Below are 16,740 nucleotides of genomic sequence, written 5' to 3'. Positions count from 1 at the left end.
ACAACATGACCGTCAATGATATAACCAGCACCGAATTAAGCCCACCTGCCTTTGCGTGCATCCAGGTTTTTAAGCAACTGCTGCTTGAGTTGCATACGCTCAGTAAGCTGATTGACGACCCACAACAGATGATCTGGATTTGGCTTGATACACCGACGGCAGATGAAAGTGCTGCCCGTACACTCTTAAAATCCCAGTTATTTGATCTTTGGCATAAAGATGGCCAGGACGGGCGCCGGACGCGCAATTTAATCGGACTGGTAGGCGCATCTGAAGCACTATTAAAGCAAGCAAGGCAGGTCAACCACGCGAAACTGGCTTTCAAACAGGCCATCAATAAATTGATGGAAGAGAATGACCAGTCTCTGGCTGGATTCCGACAGGCGGTAGAGCAACGTCATCCAGCAATTGCCCATCTTTTAAATCACCACGGACTGGCGCGCCTGCACCTGAAACAATGTTACCGAACCATCCCTGTGTTACACCCAAAGCCGGACAAGGTATCTTACAGTTGGTACAACAACGGCCGCAGCATCAAGAAACTCAGCCCTGCAGACGCCCACAAACTGCTGTGCCAATTTGATACCAGCAGCCCACATATCCAGACGCAGCTCAATCTGCTTGGCCATCTGGGCAGCGATACCGCTATTGCTCAAGTACAATCACAGGCTCCTCTACTACGTGCCAATCTGGTGTTCAAAATGGCAGAGCAAGGCGACTTCCGTAAGGCCATGAATGTCGCCCTTCCGCTGTTTTTTCCCTTAGCCGAGGGAGAGCAGCCTCCTTTGTACAAATGCCCTCCAGCGCCCCCGAGCAGCAAACGTACTCGATCACCCAGAAATGACGCCCAGATTGAGGATCATCCTTTCTTGCCAAGCATTCGAGGTTATCTCTACAAGCAGCGACAGGGTTCTTAATTGATTTATTCTTTTCTGACGGCTAAGGCCCTGGGTCTGGAGCCTTGATTAGCGCAGCACTTCAGACACTGGCCGGTGCCCGATATCGCGAATATGCTCAATACCCTGGCGATAAATACGATAGGCCTTAGCGAAACCGCGAACATAAACGCCCTCAATCGGCGCCAGCTGAAACATGTGAAAATCCTGCAAATCTTTAAGCATGAGGGCAACTTCACCGAATCGAGCGGACAGTCGCTGCTGAATATCTGACCATAGCACCGCATCACGCTGTACTTCGGTTACCGATACACGAAAGGAGAGACGCTCGCGCGCATGAATGACCTTCGCCTGAGACTCATCCTCAATAAACATGACACTAAGAGGGCTCGCATTCAGCAGGTTGCGCGTATGTGCTGCCAGTTCGCTGATATAGATATAGAGAAAACCCTCATCATCTTCGACGTAGGGCGTATAACTGACTTCCGGCCATCCCTGTTGATCCTGAGTCGCCATCATTAAACAGCGACATTGCTGCCTGAAGGCCAGCTGCTGGTCATAGATCCGTAAAAGTTGCTGTTCCTGCTCATCCATAATCCACTCCACATACAGAGATGCATTCAGCTAGTGTTACCTCTAAAAAGAAAGGAGAGCCATGCTCTCCTTTCTCTCTACTCAGTCTTGCAATCCGCGGCACATCAGCTGATGTTGAAGATACGGTTCAGACCATTCATGGCTGCCACCCGATAGGCTTCCGCCATAGTCGGATAGTTGAAAGTGGTATTAACGAAATACTCCAGCGTATTTGCCTCACCTTCCTGACGCATAATAGCCTGACCGATATGCACGATCTCTGACGCCTGGTCACCAAAGCAGTGAATACCCAAGAGGGCCAGTGTCTCGCGATGGAACAGAATCTTCACCATACCCACCTGCTCACCGGTAATCTGCGCGCGTGCAGTGTCCTTGAAGAATGCCTGCCCAACTTCATAAGGAATCTTTGCCGCAGTCAGCTCCTCTTCCGTTTTACCAACAGAACTGATTTCCGGAATGGTATAGATACCCGTAGGAACCTCATTGATATAGCGGAAGTCCAGAGCGTTGAGCATATCTGACGTCGCTGAGCGGCCTTGATCATATGCAGCCGACGCCAGACTTGGCCAGCCAATCACGTCACCTACGGCATAAATTCCGGGAACCGTGGTGCGATAGTGCTCGTCCACCTCCACCTGCCCGCGGCTATTCGGCTGCAGCCCAATATCTTCCAGACCCATATCGTCAGTGTTGCCAGTACGGCCATTACACCAGAGGAAGGCATCTGCGCGGATTTTCTTACCGGATTTGAGGGTCATAACGACGCCGGTATCCGAGCCTTTGACGCTGGAGTACTGCTCGCTGTGACGAATGACTACGCCATTATTGCGCAGGTGATAGCTGAGAGCATCAGAGATTTGGTAGTCAAGGAAAGACAGCAAACGATCACGAGTATCGATAAGGTCGACTTTGACCCCTAGGCCACTGAATATCGATGCATATTCACAACCGATAACCCCAGCACCGTAAATGATGATAGTCCTTGGGGTATGGCTTAACTTCAGAATCGAGTCACTGTTATAGATGCGTGGATGACGGAAGTCGATGTCATCCGGGCAGAACGGGCGCGAGCCAGTCGCCAGCACGAAACTGTCAGCTTGCAGTACCTCGTCACCCTTGCCTGCATTCCCTTTCACCTGAACGGTATTGGCATCCTGAAAACGTGCACTACCGAAGAATACGTCTATACGATTACGCGCATAGAAGTTGGTGCGCATCTGCACCTGTTTAGCAATAACCTGTTCAGCGCGCTTCAACACCCGGGGAAATGAAAACCAGCGCGGCTCACCGATGTCTCGGAACATGGGGTTGGTGTTGAACTCAATGATCTGCTTGACCGCGTGACGCAACGCCTTGGAAGGAATAGTACCCATGTGGGTACAGTTTCCGCCGACCACGCCTCTGCTTTCCACTACGGCTACCCGCTTACCCTTCTTGGCAGCATTCAACGCAGCACTTTCACCCGCTGGTCCTGTACCGACTACTACTACATCGTACTGATAAACTGCCATTCGCTTCCCCTAACTCTTATTTCGCTGCGCAATCACGGCTCGTTAGAACCCACTACCCTGAACTTATTTTTTACAGGCTGTCCATGAGCCTGAACATAGGCATTCGCTTACTTGGCTGATGCCGCGTTGTAGGCCAAATCGCTTTCTGATGAAGCTTTGGCACCATCAGCACTCTTCTTCTGCTGTTCACTGTCGCAGATTTCCTGATTACCACCGCAAATATCACACGCCGTGTCCATACCCAGAGCACTCATACCACCGCAAGACCCCTTGAGCGGCTTACGCCCCATGATTACACCAATGGCCATACCTGCCACCATGATGAGCAGAATTACGAAGGTTAACAGCATTACTTTCATCATTACCTCCTGATTTGAATCAGGTTAAAGCCCTCATACTGAAGGAGCTGGCTAAATATTTCGGCCGCTATTCTATCACCTGATAGGTTCATTTCGCGACGCCTGCACGGCAATTCCTTACCCCTGCGAATACCCATAGCGTTAGCCAGACATGATAACAATAAATACAAAAGGCTGGTGGGTTACCCCAGCCAGCCTTTCTTGTACCGATATATCAGCAGATGCCGTACACCCAATCAGCCGCCGAAATCATCCAGCATGATATTTGAGCGCTCTACACCTAAATCCTCAAGCATCTTGATTACTGCTGCGTTCATCATGGGCGGTCCACACATGTAGAACTCGCAATCTTCAGGCGCTTCGTGATTCTTCAGATAGTTCTCGTACAACACGTTATGGATAAAGCCAGTATATCCAGTCCAGTTATCTTCAGGCAGCGGGTCAGATAATGCCAGATGCCAGGAGAAGTTATCATTCTCCGACTGCAGCATGTCGTACTCGTCCATGTAGAAGGTTTCACGCAATGAACGGGCACCATACCAGAAGGTAATCTTTCTCTTGGACTTCAGACGCTTCAGCTGGTCGAAAATGTGTGAACGCATGGGAGCCATGCCTGCACCACCACCGATGAACACCATCTCAGCATCAGTATCTCTGGCAAAGAACTCGCCAAAGGGTCCGTAGACAGTGATCTTGTCACCCGGCTTAAGGCTGAATACGTAAGATGACATCTTACCAGGAGGCAGTTCCATATTACGGGGTGGCGGTGTAGCCACGCGAATATTGAACTTAACAATCCCCTTCTCTTCGGGATAGTTGGCCATGGAGTAAGCACGAATGACGGGCTCGTCCACACGAGACTCAAGCTTAAACAGGCCAAACTTCACCCAGTCTTCCTGGAAACGCTCGGGGATATCGAAATCTCCGTACTTCACTACATGAGGAGGAGCTTCAAGCTGCACATAACCACCAGCACGGAAGTCCACAGACTCACCTTCTGGCAACTGCAAAGTCAGCTCTTTGATGAAGGTCGCAACGTTAGGGTTGGAAGCAACAGTACACTCCCACTTCTTAACGCCAAAGAACGACTCCTCCACTTCGATTTTCATGTCTTGTTTGACGGCTACCTGGCAGGCAAGACGGAAACCTTCACGAATCTGCCCTTTGGTAAAGTGACCTTCCTCGGTTGGAAGAATAGAGCCACCGCCATCATGAACCTGACATTTACACTGTGCGCAGGTACCACCACCACCACAGGCTGACGACAGGAAAATGCCTTTGCCAGCCAGAGTCTGCAACAACTTGCCACCTGCAGGTACCGTAATACGCTTTGATGGATCATCGTTAATATCGATGGTCACATCACCGGTCGAAACCAGCATTTTACGGGCGTAGAGAATCACCGCCACCAGTGTTAACACGATGACGGTGAACATGACCACGCCCAGTACGATTGGGTTATTCATGCTCACCTTTCCTTCTATGAACCTACAGGGATTACAGTTGTACGCCAGAGAAGGACATGAAGCCCAGCGCCATCAGACCAGCAGTGATAAAGGTAATCCCCAAACCACGCAGGCCACCCGGCACATCGCTGTACTTCAGCTTCTCACGGATACCAGCCAGTGCAGCAATAGCCAGCGCCCAGCCAAGACCGGCGCCAATGCCATACACCACACTTTCCCCAAAGTTATAGTCACGCTCGACCATAAACAGCGCCGCCCCCATGATGGCACAGTTTACTGCGATCAAAGGCAGGAACACGCCCAGGGCGTTATACAGCGACGGCACATACTTATCGAGGAACATTTCCAGAATCTGCACGATAGCGGCGATAACACCGATATAGCTGATCAAACCCAGGAAGCTCAGATCAACATTGGGCATGCCTGCCCATGACAAGGCACCATCTGCAAGTACATAGCGATAAAGCAGATTGTTTACCGGCGTGGTGATTGCAAGAACCACTGTTACCGCAACACCCAGACCAATAGCAGTCTGAATCTTCTTCGAGATCGCCAGGAAGGTACACATACCGAGGAAGAACGACAGTGCCATGTTCTCGACGAATACGGCACGAACCAGCAAGCTAATGTAGTGCTCCATCAGATGGCCTCCTTCTTGGAGTTGGGTGCCAGCTTGAATTCGGCCGCCTCAACCTGGTCTTTCTTCCAGGTACGCAGTGCCCAGATCAGCATACCAATAACAAAGAATGCTGATGGAGGAAGCAGCAGCAGACCATTGCTCTGATACCAGCCACCATTGGTGACCAGTGGCAGTATCTCAAAGCCAAACAGACTACCCGACCCAAACAACTCACGAATAAAGCCTACAGACAACAGCATGGCACTATAGCCCAGACCGTTACCGATACCATCAAGGAAAGACATCATCGGTGGGTTTTTCATGGCGTAGGCTTCTGCACGCCCCATCACGATACAGTTGGTAATGATAAGACCAACGAAAACAGACAGCTGTTTACTGATTTCGTAGGCATATGCACGCAGTATCTGATCCACCACGATGACCAGTGAAGCAATAACTACCATCTGCGCAATCATACGAATGCTGTTAGGGATGTAGTTACGGATCATTGATACGAACAGGTTGGAAAACGCCGTTACACTGGTTAACGCCAGGCACATGACGATAGTCACTTTCAGATTCGAAGTGACCGCTAGTGCTGAACAGATGCCCAGGATCTGCAACGCAATCGGGTTATTGCGAAAGATCGGCTTCGCTAGAACTTCTTTAACTTCAGCATTCATTCCAGACATGATCAGGCCTCCCCTGCACGCAGGTTTTTAAGGAAGGGACCGAAGCCACTCTGACCAAACCAGAACTGCATCAGGTGAGTGACACCATTGCTGGTAAGAGTTGCACCTGACAGGCCATCCACTTCGTGGGCAGCATTAGGAGCACTGCGATCAACCTTGCCTTTGATCAGATGAATTTTAGGCTCCGGCATGTTTGCCTGCTGCAGATCACCGTCGGCAAAAATCTGCTTTCCAGGCCACAAGCCTTTCCAGGCAGGATTATCCACTTCACCACCCAGTCCGGGGGTTTCACCCTGCTCATAGAATCCCATACCTACAACAGTATTCAGGTCACCTTTAAGAGCAACGAAGCCGTAAAGCGTTGACCAGAGTCCATAGCCTTTCACAGGCAGAACGATGGTTTCCAGCTTACTGTCCTTTTCTACCAGATAAACAGTCGCATACTTTGCAACACGCTTGATACTGGCGATATCTTGTTGCTGGGTCAAAGCAACTGACATCTGAGGATCCTTGGAAGCTTTACGCTGATCATAGGTAGCAGGATTAACAGCATCGGTGTACTTGCCAGTTTCCAGATCGACTACCTTGGTGATGATGACCTGATCAAACAGCTTGTTCACATCCTGACCTGGCTCAGCCTTGATACCAGCAGCAGCAAGAATATTTGCTTTCTTTTCCAGCGACTTGTTTACCTGCTGCACCGGCTTAAGAAACACGGCAGCAGCAGATACCACCACGGAGCAGACAATACACAACACCAGCGAGATAAAGACGGTGTATTTGACGCTCTCTTTATTAGCAGCCATTGCGTAGAACCCTCCGTTTGATATTCGCCTGTACGACGAAGTAGTCGATCAGCGGCGCAAACAGATTGCCGAACAGGATGGCCAGCATCATGCCCTCAGGGAACGCCGGGTTAACTACTCGGATCAGCACACACATCACACCAATCAGAGCGCCGAAGAACCACTTGCCGGTATTGGTCATGGAGGCAGACACAGGGTCGGTAGCCATGAAAATCATACCGAAGGCAAAACCACCGAGGACCAGATGCCAGTAGAAAGGTACCGCGAACATTGGATTGGTATCGGAGCCGATCAGGTTAAACAGTGTCGCCATAGCGGTCATACCGATGAAGACACCCGCAACGATACGCCATGCGGCAATTTTGGCGTACATGATGAACACGCCGCCGATCAGGATAGCCAGTGTACTGACTTCACCCATGGAACCCTGAATGTGCCCGATGAAAGCGTTACCCCAGGTAATACCGGCATCAGTAATGGCCTGAACACCACCCGCAGCCGCCAAGCTCAGGGGTGTGGCACCAGAGAACCCATCCACCGCAGTCCAGATTGCATCACCCGACATCTGTGCGGGATAGGCGAAGAACAGGAAGGCACGCCCAGCGAGCGCAGGGTTCAGGAAGTTCTTACCGGTACCACCGAACACTTCCTTGGCCACAACCACACCGAAGCTGATGCCCAGTGCAACCTGCCAGAGAGGCACAGTGGGAGGCAGCGTCAGAGCGAACAGCACGGAAGTCACGAAGAACCCTTCGTTCACTTCATGACCACGCTTCATGGCGAACAGGACCTCCCAGAAGCCGCCGACAATAAAGGTCACGGCATAAACGGGAATAAAGTAGACGGCACCGTAAATGAAGCAGTCCCATGTACTGTCGACACTCAGGCCAGACAAGACACTGATCAGCGCCCCATGCCAGTTTGCAGGCAGAGTAGCGCCGCCCGCTATGGCGGTCAGAGCCTGATTACCAACGTTATACATGCCGTAGAACATAGCCGGGAAGGTGCACAACCAGACCATGATCATCATGCGTTTGAGGTCGATAACGTCACGAACGTGAGCGTTGCTCTTGGTTACCTGACCAGGAGTGTAAAAAATGGTATCGACCGCTTCGTAAAGCGCATACCACTTTTCATACTTGCCACCTTTATGGAAGTGGGGCTCCATTTTATCCAATACATTGCGCAAGCTCATGACTACCCCTCTAGCTCAATGCGGGTCAGGTTGTCACGCAGAATGGGACCGTACTCATACTTGCCGGTACAGGCAAAGGTACAAAGTGCCAGGTCTTCTTCATCCAGCTCCAGACAGCCCAACTTGATGGCAGTATCGATATCGCCGACGACCAGCGCACGCAACAACTGGGTTGGCAGGATATCCAGAGGCATCACTTCTTCGAACTGGCCCACCGGCACCATGGCACGCTCTGAACCATTGGTCGTCGTCGTCAGACTCAGCTTACGTGAACGACTAAAAGCCGAAGACAGTACGTTCAGCAATGAGTAACGCTCACCACCCAAAGTAATCCAGCCCATGAAGTCGCGTGCTTTACCTTCCAGCAGAATGCTGATCAGGGTGTGGTAACGACCCAGATAACTGTTAACACCGCGACAGGTACGACCACTGAACACTGAGCCAGAGATCAGACGGTTGTCACCAGACTTCTGTTCGTTCTGGCACAGTTCAGCAACGCTGGCGCCCAAACGAGTACGCAACAAACGCGGTGATTTAGCCTGCGGTCCGGCAACGGCAACCACACGCTCTACCCACAATTTACCGGTGGTAAATAGCTTACCAACAGCAATCACGTCCTGATAACCGATATACCAGGCAGCACGATTTGGCCCAACAGGATCTAGGAAATGGATGTGGGTGCCGGGGTTACCAGCAGGATGCATCCCGCCGAACTCTTCCACCGTCGCCTGAGAAGCAGCAGGAACATTGGCTCCGGGAGCTTTACATACATAGAGTTTGCCATCGGTCAGCTTGGACAGAATCACTTGCCCTCTGACGAAGTCATCAGCATGCTCAGCAATAACGACTTGTGGATCTGCAGCCAGTGGGCTGGTATCGATTGCAGTTACAAACACTGCAATGGGAGCAGATTCAGGAGATGGTACCTTACTGTAGGGACGTGTACGCAGTGCAGTCCAGAGGCCAGAGTCAACAAGGTTGGAAATAACCTGCTGTCGATCCAATCCCGCCAGTTGCTCAGCAGTGTAACTATTGAAAGTGATGGCATCGCTTTCATCCTTGGCAACTTCGATCACCAAAGACTGGAAAACGCGCTTTTCACCACGATTGATTTCTTTCACGACTCCCGAAGCAGGAGCGGTGTAATGAACGCCTGGTGTTTTCTTATCAGAAAACAACACCTGGCCAAGTTTGACCTGATCGCCTTCCCGGACGGCCATGGTAGGTTTCATTCCGTGATAGTCGGAACCCACCAGTGCCACCGTACGAGCAGAAAGAGCTGCCTCTATCTTCTGTACGGGCTCGCCGGCAATAGGCAGATCCAGACCACGACTGATCTTGATCATCGCCTCACCCAATCACAAGCTTGATTAGACCAGGTATTCCTCGCTACTGTTGCCGCACCCAGGAACTGAACGACAGCAAACACCCTGCCACGCCCTGTTTTATTAGTAATAGGCACGCAGCATAGGCATCAGGTAACGGGGTTTACCCACCGAAAAACTTGCTAAGTATAAATAGGCATTAGCTATTTTTCTACAAAGTTGCCCAGATCGACTTGCTGTTTTTTGCTGTATTTTCAACTATCTGATTCGAATTTAGACAATTCATTGCTGGAGTTGCAGATGGCAGAGCGAATTTTGGTAAGTGCTTGCCTTTATGGAGAAGCCGTCCGTTATGATGGTCAGGCGTGCACACAACAGCATCCCATCTGGCAAGAATGGCAGCAGCAAAACCGGCTAATCAGCTGCTGCCCTGAAGTTGCAGGTGGCCTGCCCATCCCTCGATTTCCTGCCGAGTGGATAAAAGGAGATGGCCACAACGCACTCATCGGCAGGCCAGTCAGATTGCTCGATAACCAGGGCACTGACGTATATAGAGAATTTTACAAAGGCGCTCAGTATGCGCTTCAGATTGCACAACGCCACAACATCAAAATCGCTGTACTGAAATCAAAAAGCCCGTCATGCGGGACTGATTTTATTTACGACGGCTCTTTTACCGGAACGCTGATTGGTGGCATCGGCCTGACCGCCGCGGTGCTTCAACAGGCGGGCATCCAGGTATTCAACGAACTTCAGCTTGCAGAGGCCAATACGCTATTGAATCAACTGGATCAGTCGTCACTCAACGAGTTGATCTCAGACTCGGCTTCGCCAAACGCCCCACCCGGCAATTTGAATAAGTTATAATGCTCGCGAAATACCAGGGCAAAATGACACGCCCCGGCCCCTCGCCTTTCACGTGAGTTATCTATGTACACACTCAACGCCGATGTCAGCCAACCCAAGGCTGAAATGTATGCTGATCTACTTCCCCAGTGCCGGGGCCTGCTCAGCGACAGCCGCGACATGATCGTGAATCTGTCTCAGTTCTCAGCGTTATTATTCAATCTTCTGCCAGACCTCAACTGGGCAGGTTTCTATCTTGCGGCAGCACCGGAAACGCTGATACTGGGCCCCTTCCAGGGCAAGATCGCCTGCGTCACCATTCCTTTCAGCAAAGGCGTGTGCGGTGCAGCAGCACGAACACGCGAAATTCAATGCATTGCTGACGTGCATGCCTTTCCTGGACACATTGCCTGCGACGCAGCATCACGCTCAGAACTGGTCATTCCCCTTTATTTAGAAGATAGACTGATTGGCGTTCTGGACCTGGACAGCCCATCACCCGATCGCTTTGACGAAGAGGACGTTAAAGGAATCAACGCACTATGCCAGTGCCTGATCACTCAAACCGACTGGAAATGGCAATTTCAGGCCTGATTCTTGCTCCCATTCATAGCACTCCATAGAATGGCCCTTTCATTCGTTAGTCGAGACGAGCGTACAACATGCGAGCGAGTCAACTGCTGATCGCCACCCTGAAAGAAACCCCTTCCGATGCCGAAGTTATCAGCCATCAGCTGATGCTGCGTGCAGGCTTTATCCGTAAGCTGGCGTCTGGCATGTATACATGGCTGCCACTGGGCTTGCGCACCCTGCGTAAAGTGGAACGCATTGTCAGAGAAGAGATGGACAAAGCTGGCGCGCAGGAAATCCTGATGCCCGGCGTACAACCTGCTGAACTATGGGAAGAGTCTGGCCGCTGGGAACAGTACGGCCCAGAGCTTCTGCGCCTGAAAGACCGTCACGATCGCTCTTTCTGCCTTGGCCCGACTCACGAAGAAGTGGTGACTGATCTGTTCCGTCGCGAGATCAGCTCCTATAAGCAACTGCCAATCAACCTGTACCAGATTCAGACCAAATTCCGCGATGAAATCCGCCCTCGTTTTGGCGTGATGCGTGGTCGTGAATTCATCATGAAGGATGCTTACTCCTTCCACCTGACTCCCCAGAGTCTGGAAGAAGGGTACATGGTGATGTACAGCGCATACTGCAACATTTTTGATCGGCTCGGGCTGAACTATCGCCCTGTGCAGGCTGACTCGGGTTCCATCGGCGGCAATCGCTCTATGGAGTTCCATGTACTGGCAAACTCAGGCGAGGACCTGATCGCGTTTTCCGACAGCAGTGACTTTGCCGCCAACATCGAAATGGCCGAAGCATTGGCACCCGCTGGTGAGCGCGCCCCAGCCAGCGAAGAGATGCGTCTGGTCGACACCCCCAACACCAAGACCATCGCCGATCTGGTGGAAAAATTTGGCCTGGCCATCGAGAAGACCGTCAAGACTCTGTTCGTCGCTGCCAGTGAAGAATGCGATGCCGACTTCGTTGCCCTGATGGTACGTGGCGATCACGAACTGAACGAGATCAAGGCAGAAAAGTTACCCCAGGTTGCCACACCTCTGCGCTTTGCTACCGAAGAAGAAATTCGCGGCTTCATGCCTGCAGGCCCCGGCTCACTTGGCCCGGTCAATCTTCCCATCCCTGTCATCATTGATCGAACGGTCGCAGCCATGTCTGACTTTGGCGCAGGCGCAAATATCGAAGGTAAACACTACTTCGGCATTAACTGGGAACGAGACCTGCCCACACCTGAAGTCGCTGATCTGCGTAATATTGTCGAAGGTGATGCCAGCCCCGATGGCAAGGGCAAGCTGGTAATCCGCCGCGGTATTGAAGTCGGGCATATCTTCCAGCTCGGCAACAAATACAGTAAAGAAATGAACGCCACTGTACTTGATGAAAATGGCAAGGCTCAGGTTGTTGAGATGGGTTGCTATGGCATCGGCGTCACCCGGGTGGTAGCTGCTGCAATTGAACAAAACTATGACAGCAAAGGCATTCTGTGGCCGGAGAGCCTTGCACCATTCCAGGTAGCAGTTATTCCTCTGAACGCGGATCGTTCTGAGCAGGTTGCACAGAAGAGCGAAGAACTGTATGCCCAGTTGAAGCAAGTCGGTTACGACGTATTGCTTGATGATCGCAAAGAACGCCCCGGAGTGAAGTTTGCCGATATGGAGTTGATCGGCATTCCTCACCGTGTCGTCATCAGCGATCGCGGCCTGCAGAATGGCACACTGGAATACAAGGCTCGTCGTGATGAAACCAGCCGCGATATTCCCGTTGCTGAAATCCTTGAATGGCTGAAAGCGCAAACTGCTGTTTAAGCCATATATACCGTTGGCGGACTCTGGCCATGTTTGATCTTAAACCTGGCCACCGCCCTCGGCTCTCTATATGCTTCATTAACGATATACGCCAGCAACGACTCAGCCGCATCTTGCTGACCATCATTTTGCTGTGGCCGAATATCGGTTATTCCGCCGTACCTCCGCTCGGATATGATGCCAAATTTCACGACCCTTACTTCCGCCAGGTGTGGCTGGTATTTCAGCATGAGCGCCTACAACCCTACCACCAACGCCTGATGAATCAGGACACTGACGCCTTCCTCAGCAAGGTGTTAAGTAGCGCATCACACTACAACCTTTCACCAGATCTGGTACTTGCCGTAGTGCATGTAGAAAGCCGCTTCGATCGCTTTGCCATTTCACGAGCGGGAGCCATTGGACTGATGCAGGTGATGCCATTCTGGCGAAAAGAAATCGGCAGTCAGGAAGATAACCTGCTGGATGACAGCACCAACCTCATGTTTGGCTGCGCCGTACTGCGACATTATCTGGATAAGGAATCAGGAAATCTTGACCGGGCATTAGCCCGCTACAATGGCAGCCTGGGTTCAAGCGACTACCCACGACTGGTCTATCAATGGTGGAGCAGCTACTCCTTCTACTGACAGACGCAAACATCATCTGAACAGCAAAAGACCAACCCATCACAGACAACTTAAGCCCCATCCAATACATCAAATCCATTGAGTGAAAGGTCAGGACTGACCTCCTCAACAATCACTTCCGTCACCACCGCAAGCTCTGGACCCGAATACAGCCAGGTTTCAACATGATGCACTGCAATAGCCTCCCCCTGCAGCCACACTTCGACCCGCCCATCCGCCAGATTTCTCACCCAGCCTTGCAACCGTTGACTTTCAGCCTGCTCGCGTGTCGACTGCCTGAACCACACACCCTGAACTCGACCATCCACAAAAGCATGTAATGCCATCATGATGAATTTCTCTTTCCGCTTTCCGACGTCCCATTCATATCTTGCGAGATATGCTGATCAGCTATATTCAGTAATTCGCTAACGCTCATGGAAAGCGCCTGTTCGCTATACCCCTCAACATGCAGCAGCTGCTCTCGCAACAGCACGCCCCACTGAGGCAAATCTCGCCCCAGTTCACAGGGCTGCGGCATATGTGGCATGCATCGCACTACTTCAAAAATCGTCAGCTCATGAATATCCCTCAAAAGCAGCCAACCTCCTGTTTCATGCCTAGTGACAATCATTGCTTTTCGCAAAGCACTCAGTAACTGCTCCAACTGTTCTGAAGACATTGCCAGAGCAGACTGAATCTCAGCTTCCGCACTGACTTTTCCCACACGCTGCCGCTGCCACAACACATTTAATAAAGCGAAAGCGTAGTAAGTCATATCGCCTGGCGCATGAGGCTCTCGATGCCCGAAAGTGGCGACAGCTCTGACCCAAAAGGCCCCCAAGATGATGACGAACCAAGATATATAGATCCAGAACAGGAACAGTGGGATTGCCGCAAAGGCACCGTAGATCAGCTGATAGGAGGGGAAGCGGGTGACGTAAAGGGTGAATCCAGCCTTAGCGCCATTGAACAGGACCGCCGCCAGTAAACCTCCATAGAAAGCATGCCTGATGGGAACAGGGCAATTGGGCACGGCCCAGTACAACATGGTAAATGCCAAGATACTAAGCAACATGGGCAAGACAAGCAGGATTCGGCTCCCGCCCACCAAGCCGACATCACTTAGCAATGGCAAAGTCGCCAGATAAGAGCTGATCACAAAGGCAGCGCCCAGTAATAGCGGACCAAGGCTGAGGACCGCCCAGTACAATAAAAAGCTCGACAACCCTGATCGAGATTTATTGACTCCCCATATCCGGTTAAAAGCCTGCTCGATCGTACGCAGCATCAGATAGGCCGTCACCACCAGAAAAGCCACCCCTACAGCCGTCAGCTTTCTGGCCTGCTCGGTAAACCCCGCCAGGTACTGCTGCACTGCTCTACTGCTACTGGGAAGAAAATGAGAAAAAACAAAGTCCTGTAACTGCAAGGTAACTCCCTGAAATGCAGGCAGCACCGACAGCATGGAGTAAATCACCATAGTGACCGGAACAACGGCAAATAGTGTTGTATAGGTCAAAGCAGACACGTTGAGAAAGCCTTGCCCATCTGAAAACCGCTGCAGCACATATCGAACAAAGTGCCAGTACAAACGCCATTTGGGTGCAGCCGGTATCTGCCTCATCGATATCCCCTACAACTCATCTTCGCGTCTCAATTTCGAGGATAGCCTTACAGCAGTAATGATTACCCCCTCAACCAAGAGCAATAAGAACCAAACCATCTTTTGGCATTCAGTTTACGCCCCCCCTACAATAACAGGCATTTGCCGACCAAGGAGCATCTATGACTGCCTATACCCTGCTGCATAACCCACGCTGTTCAAAGTCCCGGGAGACCCTACAGCTACTGACGGACAAAGGCATCGACATGGAAGTGCGTGAATACCTGAAGCATCCGTTGAGCATTGAAGAACTTAAAACTGTTTTGAGCAAACTAGATACCAGCGCTCGCAATCTATTGCGGACCGGCGAAGAAGAATATAGCTCACTCGGCCTTGCCAACAACGCTCTGACAGAAGAAGCAATATTAAAGGCAATTGCTGACCACCCACGCTTGCTGCAACGCCCCATCCTTATTGGCCCCCAAAAAGCCGCCGTTGGACGTCCGCCTGAGCTAGTACTGGAGATTCTTTCGTGATTCAGCCATATATTCTGGTGCTCTACTTCAGCCGCAACGGTGCAACAGCCTTACTGGCAAAAGAAATCGCGCGCGGCATTCAACAAGTCGCTGGAATTGATGTGCGCGTACGTACCGTACCCAGCGTCTCACCGGATCATGAAGCATCTTTACCAGCAGTTCCTGACTCCGGAGCTATTTATTGCAGCAAAGAGGATCTGCGCGACTGTGCAGGACTGATCCTTGGCAGCCCAACCCGTTTTGGCAATATGGCTGCCCCGCTCAAACACTTTCTCGATACCACTTCTGATCTCTGGTTAAGCGGCAGCCTGGTGAACAAACCCGCTGCCGCTTTTACTTCCACAGGCAGCTTACATGGTGGCCAGGAAAGTACCTTATTGAGCATGATGATGCCACTATTGCACCATGGCATGATTCTCTGCGGCATCCCCTACACAGAGCCCGCGTTAAGCTCAACACGTAGTGGCGGCACTCCTTACGGAGTGAGCCATTTCGCGGCACATGGCGCGCCCCTCCAGCTCACAGAGGACGAAATAACTCTCAGCCGGGCTTTGGGCAGACGCGTTGCAGACCTAGCCAGGACGCTAAGCACACAGCATGACTAGCAGATCGATGGTGCTCTTAAAAGGAGCACGTGTGAGTGTACTTTCCAGTCTACTGGCACTGATTCTGTACTACTCCCTATGGAATTTCTATCTGTATCCCGCCAGCACAAGCCATATGCGCTGGTTGTTATGGGGTATAGAGGTCGTACCGCTCATGGCATTTGCACCAGCAATATTGAAAAGACAGTCGCGCGCTCATGCATGGCTATGTTTTGTACTGCTGCTGTACTTTGTGACCGCGGTACTTAGCATGATGACGCCCGGCAGGATGCTGAGCGGCGTTATTGAGGTAGGACTGTGCATCACGCTATTTAGCAGCGCAATGCTGTTTATTCGATGGCAAGCCCGAGCCAGACAAACCTGAAGGACTGATTCTGGCAACGCACAGACAAGCCAGCTTTCACTGCCACGTCACTTACTCATCTTCAGAATCATCAATCTCCGTTACTACCACTGTGCCGCAACGAGCACAGTGGCCCTCCACGAAGACTATGCCGTTTTCTTCATACTCCACCGGATCAGTCATTCCCAGGTCCACCTCGAGGCAATTGTTACACCAGGTCTGGGTAAGGAATGCCTGCTGCTCTTCAGCGTCTCGAGCGTAAAAATCCCGTGCTACTCGTTTCGTCATAGTCTATTGCCTCCACTTAATCGATAGCCTAAAGCATGTTGTTCACTGAACAGTGATCGCACTG

General features: G+C 51.4%; 20 protein-coding genes. 8 read left to right on the top strand and 12 right to left on the bottom strand.

What is annotated here, in order from left to right:
* Positions 1–5 precede the first annotated feature (5 nt).
* On the top strand, positions 6–917 hold the full coding sequence (locus QCD60_RS20545) for a DNA replication terminus site-binding protein (protein WP_279788090.1): 912 nt from the start codon (positions 6–8) through the stop codon (positions 915–917).
* Positions 918–965: 48 nt separating this feature from the next.
* Here the strand turns inward: QCD60_RS20545 and QCD60_RS20540 are convergent, their stop codons facing one another.
* The 9 genes from QCD60_RS20540 to QCD60_RS20500 all read right to left on the bottom strand — a co-directional run bounded on the left by QCD60_RS20540 (position 966) and on the right by QCD60_RS20500 (position 9,484).
* The gene (locus tag QCD60_RS20540; protein WP_279788089.1) at positions 966–1,490 is read right to left on the bottom strand and encodes a pyridoxamine 5'-phosphate oxidase family protein; all 525 of its coding nucleotides are present in this window, start codon (positions 1,488–1,490) and stop codon (positions 966–968) included.
* A gap of 104 nt (positions 1,491–1,594) precedes the next feature.
* On the bottom strand, positions 1,595–3,001 hold the full coding sequence (gene sthA / locus QCD60_RS20535; RefSeq protein ID WP_279788088.1) for a Si-specific NAD(P)(+) transhydrogenase: 1,407 nt from the start codon (positions 2,999–3,001) through the stop codon (positions 1,595–1,597).
* A gap of 107 nt (positions 3,002–3,108) precedes the next feature.
* Entirely contained in the window at positions 3,109–3,363 is a 255-nt protein-coding gene (gene nqrM, locus QCD60_RS20530; protein WP_347950240.1) for a (Na+)-NQR maturation NqrM, read from the bottom strand.
* 233 nt (positions 3,364–3,596) lie between these two features.
* Positions 3,597–4,826 (bottom strand): NADH:ubiquinone reductase (Na(+)-transporting) subunit F, encoded by a 1,230-nt coding sequence (gene nqrF / locus QCD60_RS20525; RefSeq protein WP_279788087.1) that lies wholly within the window; start codon positions 4,824–4,826, stop codon positions 3,597–3,599.
* Positions 4,827–4,857: 31 nt separating this feature from the next.
* Positions 4,858–5,466, bottom strand: coding sequence for an NADH:ubiquinone reductase (Na(+)-transporting) subunit E (gene nqrE / locus QCD60_RS20520; RefSeq protein WP_104157085.1), 609 nt, complete (start codon positions 5,464–5,466; stop codon positions 4,858–4,860).
* The gene (locus QCD60_RS20515) at positions 5,466–6,137 is read right to left on the bottom strand and encodes an NADH:ubiquinone reductase (Na(+)-transporting) subunit D (RefSeq protein ID WP_207780267.1); all 672 of its coding nucleotides are present in this window, start codon (positions 6,135–6,137) and stop codon (positions 5,466–5,468) included. The genes nqrE and QCD60_RS20515 overlap by 1 nt, the downstream gene beginning before the upstream one ends.
* Before the next feature lie 2 nt (positions 6,138–6,139).
* Positions 6,140–6,943, bottom strand: coding sequence for a Na(+)-translocating NADH-quinone reductase subunit C (locus QCD60_RS20510; protein WP_104157087.1), 804 nt, complete (start codon positions 6,941–6,943; stop codon positions 6,140–6,142).
* Positions 6,933–8,138, bottom strand: a complete 1,206-nt coding sequence (locus tag QCD60_RS20505; RefSeq protein WP_279788086.1) for an NADH:ubiquinone reductase (Na(+)-transporting) subunit B — start codon at positions 8,136–8,138, stop codon at positions 6,933–6,935. Before QCD60_RS20505 ends, QCD60_RS20510 begins: the two co-directional genes overlap by 11 nt.
* 2 nt (positions 8,139–8,140) lie before the next feature.
* Positions 8,141–9,484, bottom strand: coding sequence for a Na(+)-translocating NADH-quinone reductase subunit A (locus tag QCD60_RS20500; RefSeq protein ID WP_279788085.1), 1,344 nt, complete (start codon positions 9,482–9,484; stop codon positions 8,141–8,143).
* Between the two features lie 279 nt (positions 9,485–9,763).
* Here QCD60_RS20500 and QCD60_RS20495 point away from each other — a divergent pair, with 279 nt between their 5' ends.
* From QCD60_RS20495 to QCD60_RS20480, 4 genes are all read left to right on the top strand, one after another.
* Positions 9,764–10,330, top strand: a complete 567-nt coding sequence (locus tag QCD60_RS20495; protein ID WP_279788084.1) for a DUF523 domain-containing protein — start codon at positions 9,764–9,766, stop codon at positions 10,328–10,330.
* 63 nt (positions 10,331–10,393) lie between these two features.
* The gene (locus QCD60_RS20490; RefSeq protein WP_279788083.1) at positions 10,394–10,903 is read left to right on the top strand and encodes a GAF domain-containing protein; all 510 of its coding nucleotides are present in this window, start codon (positions 10,394–10,396) and stop codon (positions 10,901–10,903) included.
* Between the two features lie 68 nt (positions 10,904–10,971).
* Positions 10,972–12,690: a proline--tRNA ligase gene (locus tag QCD60_RS20485; protein WP_279788082.1), complete on the top strand. Its 1,719-nt coding sequence runs from the start codon at positions 10,972–10,974 to the stop codon at positions 12,688–12,690.
* A gap of 29 nt (positions 12,691–12,719) precedes the next feature.
* Positions 12,720–13,319, top strand: coding sequence for a lytic transglycosylase domain-containing protein (locus QCD60_RS20480; RefSeq protein ID WP_279788081.1), 600 nt, complete (start codon positions 12,720–12,722; stop codon positions 13,317–13,319).
* A 50-nt stretch (positions 13,320–13,369) separates the two neighbouring features.
* Here QCD60_RS20480 and QCD60_RS20475 read toward each other — a convergent pair whose 3' ends face one another.
* Both QCD60_RS20475 and QCD60_RS20470 read right to left on the bottom strand, forming a co-directional pair.
* Positions 13,370–13,648, bottom strand: coding sequence for an acylphosphatase (locus QCD60_RS20475; protein ID WP_347950239.1), 279 nt, complete (start codon positions 13,646–13,648; stop codon positions 13,370–13,372).
* Positions 13,645–14,925: a YihY family inner membrane protein gene (locus QCD60_RS20470; RefSeq protein ID WP_279788080.1), complete on the bottom strand. Its 1,281-nt coding sequence runs from the start codon at positions 14,923–14,925 to the stop codon at positions 13,645–13,647. The genes QCD60_RS20475 and QCD60_RS20470 overlap by 4 nt, the downstream gene beginning before the upstream one ends.
* 161 nt (positions 14,926–15,086) lie before the next feature.
* On the opposite strand from QCD60_RS20470, the gene arsC reads away from it, so the two are divergent.
* The 3 genes from arsC to QCD60_RS20455 are packed head-to-tail and all read left to right on the top strand — an operon-like array spanning position 15,087 to position 16,409.
* Positions 15,087–15,440, top strand: coding sequence for an arsenate reductase (glutaredoxin) (gene arsC, locus QCD60_RS20465; protein ID WP_279788079.1), 354 nt, complete (start codon positions 15,087–15,089; stop codon positions 15,438–15,440).
* Positions 15,440–16,045 carry an NAD(P)H:quinone oxidoreductase gene (gene wrbA / locus QCD60_RS20460; protein WP_279791039.1) on the top strand — a complete coding sequence of 202 codons (606 nt, stop codon included), beginning with the start codon at positions 15,440–15,442 and terminating at the stop codon, positions 16,043–16,045. The genes arsC and wrbA overlap by 1 nt, the downstream gene beginning before the upstream one ends.
* A 31-nt stretch (positions 16,046–16,076) precedes the next feature.
* Positions 16,077–16,409, top strand: a complete 333-nt coding sequence (locus QCD60_RS20455) for a DUF2069 domain-containing protein (protein WP_279788078.1) — start codon at positions 16,077–16,079, stop codon at positions 16,407–16,409.
* A gap of 51 nt (positions 16,410–16,460) precedes the next feature.
* Here the strand turns inward: QCD60_RS20455 and QCD60_RS20450 are convergent, their stop codons facing one another.
* A complete protein-coding gene (locus QCD60_RS20450; RefSeq protein WP_104157098.1) occupies positions 16,461–16,676 on the bottom strand; it encodes a hypothetical protein in 216 nt (71 codons plus the stop codon).
* Positions 16,677–16,740 lie beyond the last annotated feature (64 nt).

Origin of the sequence: Pokkaliibacter sp. MBI-7 (assembly GCF_029846635.1) — a bacterium.
GTDB lineage: Bacteria > Pseudomonadota > Gammaproteobacteria > Pseudomonadales > Balneatricaceae > Pokkaliibacter.
Note: the sequence above shows the minus strand (reverse complement) of the source record. Positions and strands in the feature narration are given on the sequence as shown.

Bases quoted from the DNA above. Each gene is read 5' to 3' on its own strand.
- nqrM (WP_347950240.1), bottom strand. From the start codon at position 3,363: ATGATGAAAGTAATGCTGTTAACCTTCGTAATTCTGCTCATCATGGTG.
- arsC (WP_279788079.1), top strand. From the start codon at position 15,087: ATGACTGCCTATACCCTGCTGCATAACCCACGCTGTTCAAAGTCCCGG.
- QCD60_RS20515 (WP_207780267.1), bottom strand. From the start codon at position 6,137: ATGTCTGGAATGAATGCTGAAGTTAAAGAAGTTCTAGCGAAGCCGATC.
- QCD60_RS20505 (WP_279788086.1), bottom strand. From the start codon at position 8,138: ATGAGCTTGCGCAATGTATTGGATAAAATGGAGCCCCACTTCCATAAA.
- QCD60_RS20450 (WP_104157098.1), bottom strand. From the start codon at position 16,676: ATGACGAAACGAGTAGCACGGGATTTTTACGCTCGAGACGCTGAAGAG.
- QCD60_RS20500 (WP_279788085.1), bottom strand. From the start codon at position 9,484: ATGATCAAGATCAGTCGTGGTCTGGATCTGCCTATTGCCGGCGAGCCC.
- QCD60_RS20490 (WP_279788083.1), top strand. From the start codon at position 10,394: ATGTACACACTCAACGCCGATGTCAGCCAACCCAAGGCTGAAATGTAT.
- QCD60_RS20475 (WP_347950239.1), bottom strand. From the start codon at position 13,648: ATGATGGCATTACATGCTTTTGTGGATGGTCGAGTTCAGGGTGTGTGG.
- sthA (WP_279788088.1), bottom strand. From the start codon at position 3,001: ATGGCAGTTTATCAGTACGATGTAGTAGTAGTCGGTACAGGACCAGCG.
- QCD60_RS20495 (WP_279788084.1), top strand. From the start codon at position 9,764: ATGGCAGAGCGAATTTTGGTAAGTGCTTGCCTTTATGGAGAAGCCGTC.
- QCD60_RS20540 (WP_279788089.1), bottom strand. From the start codon at position 1,490: ATGGATGAGCAGGAACAGCAACTTTTACGGATCTATGACCAGCAGCTG.
- QCD60_RS20485 (WP_279788082.1), top strand. From the start codon at position 10,972: ATGCGAGCGAGTCAACTGCTGATCGCCACCCTGAAAGAAACCCCTTCC.
- QCD60_RS20470 (WP_279788080.1), bottom strand. From the start codon at position 14,925: ATGAGGCAGATACCGGCTGCACCCAAATGGCGTTTGTACTGGCACTTT.
- nqrE (WP_104157085.1), bottom strand. From the start codon at position 5,466: ATGGAGCACTACATTAGCTTGCTGGTTCGTGCCGTATTCGTCGAGAAC.
- nqrF (WP_279788087.1), bottom strand. From the start codon at position 4,826: ATGAATAACCCAATCGTACTGGGCGTGGTCATGTTCACCGTCATCGTG.
- QCD60_RS20510 (WP_104157087.1), bottom strand. From the start codon at position 6,943: ATGGCTGCTAATAAAGAGAGCGTCAAATACACCGTCTTTATCTCGCTG.
- QCD60_RS20545 (WP_279788090.1), top strand. From the start codon at position 6: ATGACCGTCAATGATATAACCAGCACCGAATTAAGCCCACCTGCCTTT.
- QCD60_RS20480 (WP_279788081.1), top strand. From the start codon at position 12,720: ATGTTTGATCTTAAACCTGGCCACCGCCCTCGGCTCTCTATATGCTTC.